Annotated in this window: 4 protein-coding genes and 1 pseudogene; 1 reads left to right on the forward strand and 4 read right to left on the reverse strand. The window is 62.8% G+C overall.

The window, feature by feature from the left end; genetic code table 11:
* Positions 1 to 65 precede the first annotated feature (65 nt).
* Positions 66 to 1,277, forward strand: coding sequence for an NADP-dependent isocitrate dehydrogenase (locus AAG799_RS21235; protein ID WP_341898990.1), 1,212 nt, complete (start codon positions 66 to 68; stop codon positions 1,275 to 1,277).
* A gap of 63 nt (positions 1,278 to 1,340) precedes the next feature.
* Here AAG799_RS21235 and AAG799_RS21240 read toward each other — a convergent pair whose 3' ends face one another.
* The 4 genes and pseudogenes from AAG799_RS21240 to AAG799_RS21255 all read right to left on the reverse strand — a co-directional run.
* Positions 1,341 to 3,266 (reverse strand): PQQ-binding-like beta-propeller repeat protein, encoded by a 1,926-nt coding sequence (locus AAG799_RS21240; RefSeq protein ID WP_341898992.1) that lies wholly within the window; start codon positions 3,264 to 3,266, stop codon positions 1,341 to 1,343.
* Between the two features lie 144 nt (positions 3,267 to 3,410).
* Entirely contained in the window at positions 3,411 to 4,598 is a 1,188-nt protein-coding gene (locus AAG799_RS21245; RefSeq protein WP_341898994.1) for a cyclic nucleotide-gated ion channel, read from the reverse strand.
* Between the two features lie 20 nt (positions 4,599 to 4,618).
* Positions 4,619 to 7,264: an alanine--tRNA ligase gene (gene alaS, locus AAG799_RS21250; RefSeq protein ID WP_341898996.1), complete on the reverse strand. Its 2,646-nt coding sequence runs from the start codon at positions 7,262 to 7,264 to the stop codon at positions 4,619 to 4,621.
* Positions 7,265 to 7,810: 546 nt separating this feature from the next.
* A pseudogene (locus AAG799_RS21255) lies at positions 7,811 to 8,199 on the reverse strand (DNA recombination/repair protein RecA); the annotation flags it as partial.

Raw genomic sequence — 8,199 nt, forward strand, 5'->3', positions numbered from 1 at the left:
GCCCTGTTTGCTAGGGTCCGGCCACCCAATCACAACACGCAACCGTGGTCGCGAGGGAGTTATTAATGGCGAAAATCAAGGTCAAAAATCCGGTCGTCGAGCTCGATGGCGACGAGATGACCCGCATCATCTGGAAGTTCATCAAGGAAAAGCTGATCCTGCCCTACCTGGATGTGGACCTGCTCTACTACGATCTCGGCGTCGAATACCGCGACCAGACCAACGACCAGGTCACCATCGACAGCGCCCATGCGATCCTGAAGCACGGCGTCGGCGTGAAATGCGCCACCATCACGCCGGACGAGCAGCGCGTGACCGAGTTCAAGCTGAAGGAAATGTGGAAGTCGCCCAACGGCACGATCCGCAACATCCTGGGCGGCACGATCTTCCGCGAGCCGATCATATGCAAGAACGTGCCGCGCCTGGTGCCGCACTGGAACGACCCGATCGTGGTCGGCCGCCATGCCTTCGGCGACCAGTATCGCGCCACCGACTTCCGCTTCCCCGGCAAGGGCACGCTGACGATCAAGTTCGTCGGCGAGGATGGCAAGATCATCGAGAAGGAAGTCTTCAAGGCACCGAGCAGCGGCGTCGCCATGGCGATGTACAATCTCGATGACTCGATCCGCGACTTCGCCCGCGCCAGCATGAACTACTCGCTGGTGCGCGGCTGGCCGCTGTACCTGTCGACCAAGAACACCATCCTCAAGGCCTATGACGGTCGCTTCAAGGATCTGTTCGAAGAGGTCTACGAGCAGGAGTTCGCCGGCAAGTTCAAGGCCGCCGGCATCACCTACGAACACCGCCTGATCGACGACATGGTGGCCTGCGCCATCAAGTGGTCGGGCAAGTTCGTCTGGGCCTGCAAGAACTACGACGGCGACGTGCAGTCCGACGTGGTGGCGCAGGGCTTCGGTTCGCTGGGTCTGATGACCAGCGTGCTGATGACTCCCGACGGCAAGGTGGTGGAAGCCGAAGCCGCGCATGGCACGGTGACGCGTCACTATCGCGAACACCAGGCCGGCCGCGAGACCTCGACCAACCCGATCGCCTCGATCTTCGCCTGGACGCGCGGCCTGATGCATCGCGCCAAGCTGGACAACAGCCCGGAGCTGGACAAGTTCGCCCATACGCTGGAGAAGGTTTGCATCTCCACCGTGGAAGCCGGCTTCATGACCAAGGATCTGGCCATGCTGGTCTCGAAGGACCAGCCCTGGCTGACCACCCAGAAGTTCCTGGACAAGATCGACGAGAATCTGAAGAAGGCGCTGGCGTAAGCCGCACCGTCTTCCAGAATGGAAACGCCCCGGCAAAAACCGGGGCGTTTTTTTTGCGCCGCGCTATTTCGCCGCCACCAGCGCCTCGCCCTCGGACATCAGCGTGCCGGTGAAATTGGAGGCGTTCATGCCGACGACCCAGCCCCAGATACCGCAGGCCACCATGAAGCCATCGGTAGCGACCGAGACATTATGAAAACCAAAGCCCTTCAGGTTGTTGCTGGCGAGCGGCGTATTGCCGGCGGTAGAATACTGGAAGGCATAGCCATCGCAGCCGACAAACAGGTAGTTGTTCAGGACCGCGATATCGACAATGTCGCGGCCCACCTTTGGCAATTCGTCCGACCAGACGCAAACTGTGAAGTTGTTCGGATCGATCTGCCCGGTATAGCCATGGGTGCCGAAATATATCTTGTAGCCGTCGGAAACCAATCGCACCTCGTCGTTGCCCATGCCGGACAGGCCGTTGGTGTCGCCGAGCGTGCCGTCGGTGCCATACTGATAAATGAAGCCGTAACTGCCGGCGTAGACGTAGCCGTTGAGGTAGACGACGCTGACGATATCGTCGCCCTTGGAAAGGGTCTCGGTCCAAACGATGGTGCTGAAGGTCGAGTTGGTCGACGTGCCAAGATCGATGCGGATCACGGCTGAATCCGTTCCGACGAACAGGCTGGTGCCGTCCGATGTGAGGCGACATTCCTCGCTGCCGACCGAGGAAAGGTTGTTCTGGTCGATCAGTGTGCCGGCGTCGGGATCGATCCAGTAGACATGGCCAGCGCAGCCTGCGAATAGGTTGGTGCCGTCCCAGAGGACATTCACCAGAGACCCCGATGTGGTGGGCAGTTCGAGCGGCCCCCAGAGTACCGGACCGCCGATGTCGTTCACATCCAGGGCCAAGACATTGCCGTTGACGCCGACAAAGACCACGTAATTGCCCGAAGGCGTTAGGCGCAGGGCAATACGGATGTCGTTATTGCCCATGCCGTCCAGGGGGTTGTAGCCCAGACTCTCGCCGGTCGCCTGGTCGATGGCGTAGATGTAGCCCTCCGATCCGGCCACCACGACGCCTTCGGCCATCGCCACCACGGCATCGTTGTGGCCAGAATGATTGAGATCGAATGTCCATTCCTTGCTCAACCCCGACGCCTGATCGCAGATCGTCTTGGTCAGCGCGTCGAACATCGGCGCATTGACCGTGTCAGTACTGCCCGTGCTGTTCAGGCCCACGATCTGGCCACCCACGATCCAGGGGCCGCCGCTGCAGCCCTGGGTCATGTTGTTGCTCATGAACAGGGTGGTTCTTGTGCGATAGAGATTGGCGACACACTGCCACTGATAGTCACCGTCGAAATCGTAACCCTGGATCGCCTTCGCCGGGTAGCCAATGGAGGTTGTGCTGCTGCCTGCAGCAGGCGCGCCGAACAGGATCGGAAGCGCCGGCAGGTTGGTCGCGTTGATCAACCGCATGAAGCCATAGTCGTATTGCGTCAGTGTGACGGTCGGCGTGCTGTTGTAGAATTGCTGAGGCAGGAAGAAATCGAGCACGGTCCAACTGCCCTGCGGTGAACCATTGGCATATTGCGGCGAGAAGGAAATCCGGCTCGCATAGCCTCCTGTCTTGGGATCATACAGGCAATGCGCGGCGGTGAGCAGCAGCGAGCTGCCGACCAGCGACGCCGAGCATGTGCTGGTGGAGAGCCCGCTGTTGAAGAAGGTCTTCCCGATCGACTGATAGGGCGCAACCGAAACATTGCCGACCCGTGTAGTGGTGAATTCAAGCGGTTCCGGCGGCAGTTGCACTTCGGATACTGCGGGGAACGGCAGCGGCAGCGCCGCGGCCCGGCGTTCTGCCGTCCAGTAGGCCTTCGTCTCGGCGTCGTAACGCGCCACCGTCTCTGGCGTCAGCGGGCCATCGATGAGGGGAATGCGCACCCAGTCCTTGATGAATTCCGGCTGCGGTTTGCTTTTGGATTTCGAGCGCTTGGTCATGCCGTCCCCTCCTGGTTGAAGCGTCAGGTATTCCGACTCTCGACTTCAGCTTTGACAAGAGAATTCATGGGGGCACTGCATGCGCTACCATGCAGGTAGAATACGCGAGTATGAAATTGTGGTTTCCGCGGCGACTGTCAGTCGTCAGAGGGCGGGGGGCGCAGAGCCCTCCGCCGTTTTTCTTTGTTCCAGCCGCTCCGCCGCCAGGCGATCGATATGCTCCTTGATGGTGGGATGCACATGCAGCAGGCGCTGGAAATCGGTGACCTCCAGCGCGAGCAGGCGACAGTCGGTGATGGCACTGACCGTGGCGGTGCGGTCAGTGCGGCGCAGCAGCGCGATCTCGCCGAAATGCTGGCCCGGTCCCAGCACCACTGGATGCGGCAGGATTTCCACCTCCACCTCACCCGACATGATGAAGAACATCGCCTCGGCACGTTCGTCCCTGCGCACGATGGCGGTGCCTGACGGCACCACCTGGGCCTTCAGCAGGCTGGCGATCTCGGCAATCGAGCTGGCATCGAGATTGTGGAACAGCGGCAGGGAGGCCACCGCGCGCCAGGTGACCATGAATTCGCGGCGCTTGATCTCCTCGGCGAATCCTGACGCGAGCAGACCGGCGGGAATGGCGATGGTGCCGACGCCGATCAGGATGATGACGCCATTGAAGATCTTGCCCAGCGGCGTGATCGGGATCATGTCGCCATAGCCGACCGAGCCGACGGTGACGATGCCCCACCACAGTGCCTTGGGGATCGAGCCGAACACCTCGGGCTGCGCGTCGTGCTCCAGCATGTACATGATGCAGGATGCCACCACCAGCAGCACGCCCGCCGCACCCAGCGCCGCGGTGAGGCCGCGCGCCTCGCGCTGCAGCACCGCCGCCACCAGGGTAAGGCCCGGCGTATAGCGCGCCAGCTTGAACAGGGTGAACATCTCGGTGGCGAGGAACAGGTCGTGCGGGAACGGCACGATCAGGTTGAGCCAGAAGGGCAGGATCACCAGCAGATCGACGACGCCGAGGAAGGACCTCATATAGCGCCGCCGCATCGCCGCCGCGCTGACCCGGCCGCCATGGGCATAGACCGGCGCGATCCAGATGCGCAGCAGGTATTCGGCGGTGAACAGGATATCGGTGGCTTCGCGCAGGCGGTCGAGCCAGAAGATGGTGCGCGGCTCGAAGCCCGGCACGGTGACCAGCATGATGGCGACCGCACAGGCAAAGACACTGACGATGATCAGCGCCGAGATCAGCCGGTGACCGATCGACGCATCGCGGCGATCATCGCTCAGCAGGTCGAAGCAGCGCCGGCGCCAGTCAGTCTGTGACATCACGCTGGCCGCCGGTCGCGTTACGCGGCTTTGCCGATTTCGGCGGCAATCGCATCCAGCGCCTTTTCGGCACCGGCCGGATCGGCACCGCCGCCCTGGGCGAAGTCGGGCCGGCCACCACCGCCCTGGCCGCCGATCAGCGGCGTGGCGATCTTGACCAGATCGGCGGCATTCAGCCTGGCCGTGAGATCGGCACTGACACCGACGACGACCGCCACCTTGCCATCGGCCACCGAGGTGAGCGCGACAACGCCGGAGCCGATATCCTTCTTCATGGCATCGACCATGCCGCGCAGATCCTTGGCCGGCACGCCGTCGAGCTGGCGCGCGGCGAATTTCACGCCGTTGAGATCCTTCACCTGCGGACCGCCGCTGCCGCCACCAGTGGCGAGCTGCTTGCGCAGTTCAGACAGTTCGCGCTCCAGCTTGCGGCGGTCGTCCAGCAAGGCCGCCAGGCGCTGCGGCACGTCCCTGGGCTGCGCCTTCAGCGCATCGGCCGCCGCCTGCAGGGTTTCTTCCTGTTCGAGGAAGTAATGCCGCGCGGCCTCGCCGGTCAGCGCCTCGATACGGCGCACGCCGGCAGCAACGGCGCCTTCATTGACGATCTTGAACAGCGCGATGTCGCCGGTGCGCTTCACATGGGTGCCGCCGCAGAGTTCGACGGAGTAATCCTTGCCGTCGTCCAGCTTGCCCATCGAGAGCACGCGCACCTCGTCGCCATACTTCTCGCCGAACAGCGCCATGGCGCCGGCCTTGATGGCTTCATCCGGCGTCATCAGCCGGGTAGTGACGGCATCGTTCTGGCGGATCATCGCGTTGACTTCGGCTTCCACCGCCGATGCCTCTTCGGCGCTGATCGGCTTTGGGTGGCTGATATCGAAGCGGAAGCGATCGGGCGAGACCAGCGAGCCCTTCTGGGTGACATGATCGCCCAGCTTGCGGCGCAGCGCGGCATGCAGCAGATGCGTGGCCGAATGGTTGGAGGCAATCGCCGCCCGGCGCGTGGCATCCACGGTGAGGATCGCCATGTCGTCGATCTTCAGCGTGCCTGCGACCACCTTGCCCAGATGGGCATGCAGCGCGCCGAGTTTCTTCTGGGTGTCGCTGATCTCGACCTTGGCGCCGCCGGCCGTGGTGATGATGCCGGCATCGCCCTGCTGGCCGCCGGACTCGCCATAGAAGGGCGTCTGGTTCAGCAGCACGGCGACTTCGGTGCCGGTCGCAGCTTCCGTCACAGGCTTGCCGTCGAGGATGATGGCGTCGATGCGGCCTTCGGCGCTTTGCGTGTCGTAGCCGAGGAATTCGGTGGCGCCCTTGTCCTCGCGCAGCTCGAACCAGACCTTCTCGGTCGCGGCTTCGCCCGAACCGGCCCAGGCCTTGCGGGCCTCGGCCTTCTGCGCCGCCATGGCCGACTGGAAACCATCGAGATTGACGTTGATGCCGCGCGGCCGCAGCGCATCCTGCGTCAGATCGAGCGGGAAGCCGAAGGTGTCATACAGCTTGAAGGCGGTCTCGCCCGGCAGCATGTCGCCCTTGCTCATGCCGGATGTCGCTTCATCGAGCAGCTTGAGGCCGCGATCCAGCGTCTGCTTGAAGCGGGTCTCTTCAAGCTTCAGCGTCTCGGCGATCAGCGCCTCGGCGCGGCCGAGTTCGGGATAGGCGCGGCCCATCTCCGACACCAGCGTCGGCACCAGGCGATGCATCAGCGGTTCCTTGCAGCCCATCATCTGGGCATGGCGCATGGCGCGGCGCATGATCCGGCGCAGCACATAGCCGCGGCCCTCGTTTGACGGCAGCACGCCATCGGCGATCAGGAAGCAGGAGGAGCGCAGATGGTCGGCCACCACGCGATGGCTCACCTTGTGCTCGCCATCGGCGCTGGCATGCGAGGCATCGGCCGAAGCCTCGATCAGCGCGCGCATCAGGTCGATATCGTAATTGTCGTGCTTGCCCTGCATCACCGCGGTGATGCGCTCCAGGCCCATGCCGGTGTCGATCGAGGGCTTGGGCAGCGCGATGCGCTGCTCCTTGGTGACCTGCTCGAACTGCATGAAGACGAGATTCCATATCTCGATATAGCGGTCGCCATCGGCCTCCGGGCTGCCCGGCGGGCCGCCCCAGATCTTGTCGCCGTGGTCGTAGAAGATTTCCGAGCAGGGACCGCAGGGGCCGGTATCGCCCATGGCCCAGAAGTTATCCGAGGTGGCGATGCGCACGATGCGATCCTCGGGCACGCCGATCTTTTTCCAGATGTTAAAGGCCTGATCGTCGTCGTGATAGACGGTGACCCAGAGCTTGTCCTTGGCCAGGCCGTATTCTTTGGTGATCAGGTTCCAGGCGAGCGGGATCGCCTCGTCCTTGAAGTAGTCGCCGAAGGAGAAATTGCCGAGCATCTCGAAGAAGGTGTGATGCCGCGCGGTATAGCCGACGTTATCCAGATCGTTATGCTTGCCGCCGGCGCGCACGCATTTCTGCGAGGTGGCCGCGCGCGTATAGGGGCGCTTCTCCTGGCCGGTGAAGACATTCTTGAACTGCACCATGCCGGCATTGGTGAACATCAGGGTCGGGTCGTTGCGCGGCACCAGCGGCGAGGACTCGACCACGCTATGCCCGTTGCCGGCAAAGTAGTCGAGGAAGGCCTGGCGGATATCGCTGGCGGAGGACATCGATTCATACCCCTGGTCGGCGGCAACCCGATGATCTCTTGGCCGGGTCGCCTGTAGGCTGCTGGACAGATTGTCATGAGCCGGCCCCCGTTCAGCAATAGACCGGATCCGGCAAGAGACCTGTCTTAACGTCCCGCCCCGCCCCTGTCCAGCCGGTCTCAGGCCGGTTAAGTCCTTGGTCGGATAGGGAATTGGTGGCGATGCCGGGGCCGGCAGGATGATCGTTGCCGCCCCCTGGCTGGGCTTATTCCAACCTTACTCCGCCTTATCCACTGCTTATTTGCGCTTAGGCGACTCTTAGTCCGGCTTATTCGACCCTTATTCCATCCTTATTCCAGCTCACACCGCCGCTAAGTCCTTGATCGGGCTGGAATCAGGCTATGAAAGGACATTTAGGATACGGGCGGCCGGGATCAAGGCCTGCGCCACGTCGTCGGCATCGCGCAAAAAATAACCCCGGCAGCGAGGTCCGCTGCCGGGGCTTTGCCCATGGAGGAGAATTAACTCTGGCGCCGTGGTTTACCGGCGTTTGAGCAGGGCGAAATCTTACTCCGCGTCTTCGGCCTCGCCCGCATCCGGGCCGGCGTCGATGGCGGCCGCCACGATGCCGGTGTTGGCCTTGATCGCGGCTTCAATCCGATTGGCAACCTCAGGGTTTTCCTTGAGGAAGGTCTTGGCGGCCTCGCGGCCCTGACCGATGCGCTGGCTGTCGAAGGAGAGCCAGGAGCCCGACTTCTCGACCACATTGGCCTTCACGCCAAGGTCGATCAGTTCGCCGGTCTTGGACACGCCCTCGCCATACATGATGTCGAAGTCGACCACCTTGAAGGGCGGCGCCACCTTGTTCTTGACCACCTTCACGCGGGTCTGGTTGCCGACAACCTCGTCGCGGATCTTGATCGCGCCGATGCGGCGGATATCGAGGCGGACGGAAG

Origin of the sequence: Ferrovibrio terrae (assembly GCF_943371255.1) — a bacterium.
GTDB lineage: Bacteria > Pseudomonadota > Alphaproteobacteria > Ferrovibrionales > Ferrovibrionaceae > Ferrovibrio > Ferrovibrio terrae_B.

What these genes read in the sequence shown, in the direction of transcription:
- AAG799_RS21240 (WP_341898992.1), bottom strand. Translation starts at nt 3,266, where the DNA reads ATGACCAAGCGCTCGAAATCCAAAAGCAAACCGCAGCCGGAATTCATC.
- alaS (WP_341898996.1), bottom strand. Translation starts at nt 7,264, where the DNA reads ATGTCCTCCGCCAGCGATATCCGCCAGGCCTTCCTCGACTACTTTGCC.
- AAG799_RS21235 (WP_341898990.1), top strand. Translation starts at nt 66, where the DNA reads ATGGCGAAAATCAAGGTCAAAAATCCGGTCGTCGAGCTCGATGGCGAC.
- AAG799_RS21245 (WP_341898994.1), bottom strand. Translation starts at nt 4,598, where the DNA reads ATGTCACAGACTGACTGGCGCCGGCGCTGCTTCGACCTGCTGAGCGAT.